The sequence below is a fragment of the Vibrio sp. 10N.222.46.A1 genome (assembly GCF_041473595.1).
GTDB classification, from domain to species: Bacteria; Pseudomonadota; Gammaproteobacteria; order Enterobacterales; family Vibrionaceae; genus Vibrio; species Vibrio tasmaniensis_A.
In genome coordinates this window covers 1-1035 of record NZ_JBFRSN010001365.1, presented here as the reverse complement: position 1 = coordinate 1035, position 1035 = coordinate 1, and the positions used below count along the sequence as shown (strand labels likewise).

Here is a 1035-nt window from a genome sequence, read left to right as displayed (position 1 = left end):
GGTCACGACATCCCTAATCATTGCGTGACGATAGATTAACCACTCCTTTTAATAACAAGAAAGAATAGAAAAGTATGTTTTATAACTTTTTGGAAGTAAAAACCGATTGAAACGTCAATTGAGTTACTGGTTTTCAATACGAACTTGTTGAAAGCCAACCGCCATTGCCGACTTAGATGCTAGGTCTAAATCCGCGTAATGACACTCTTCACCATGAACATCAGTAAGCAAAACAAAGCCACCGCCCATATGGCGAAACTCCACAACCCAAGACCCCTCTTGAATTGAGGGCTCTATGATCGCTTCAACCAACAGATTTTCTCGATATAAATTTCGTAATTCATTGAGTGTCATATTCCATCCCTTGCTTTGACCTCACAACATAGACCTTATAAGAATAGACGCTAATTAGGTCTCTGTATTAAGGATGGTCGAAAGTGATGAATGTGCTAACTAATTCCAGAAAAGTATATACCCAAGTAACTTCAAGATGCTTGGGTATAACCAATAGATATAAAAAAACGCCACTTAATAAAGTGACGTTCTTAAATTTCGTTCTAGATTCGTTTTAATTGCCTAGAAGCGTACTTCTACGCCAGCAAACCAACCATCAACCATAACAAACGATTTAGGTGGCCCTGGCTTTGGGTCATCTAACGGATCAGGTTCTTTGTCCGTCTCAAGAGGTTTGTTCAGCTCTGAAGAGAAGAATTTGTCCGAATCAAGGTCGATCACACGATAGCCACCACGAAGTGCTATTTCAGTATCTGCCACTGGAATACGGTACTGAACACCCGCCATCAAATCGGTACTCTTAATACCGTTGCTATCACCAAATTCCATCGTACCAATGATATCAAGCTGAGTATTAGGGACATTGATTTCTGCGTTACCGTAGAAGCTCCAGGTAAACTCATCAAAACTTGTCGTTTTCGAACTGTACGGGTCTTTGTAATGTGAGTTTGCATACTGAGTAAATGTCACACCCGCATCGAAGTTCATCAACTTGTGATCCAACATTGTGTAGTAGAACGT

At 40.4% G+C, this 1035-nt stretch carries 1 protein-coding gene and 1 pseudogene; both read right to left on the bottom strand.

Annotated features, from left to right (window positions below; genetic code table 11):
- Nucleotides 1-123: 123 nt before the first annotated feature.
- On the bottom strand, nt 124-354 hold the full coding sequence (locus AB4496_RS26655; protein ID WP_004735813.1) for a hypothetical protein: 231 nt from the start codon (nt 352-354) through the stop codon (nt 124-126).
- Nucleotides 355-576: 222 nt separating this feature from the next.
- Nucleotides 577-1035, bottom strand: a pseudogene (locus AB4496_RS26650) (iron-hydroxamate ABC transporter substrate-binding protein); the annotation flags it as partial.

Excerpts from the sequence above, each read along its gene's own strand:
- AB4496_RS26655 (WP_004735813.1), bottom strand. The coding sequence starts at position 354 with ATGACACTCAATGAATTACGAAATTTATATCGAGAAAATCTGTTGGTT.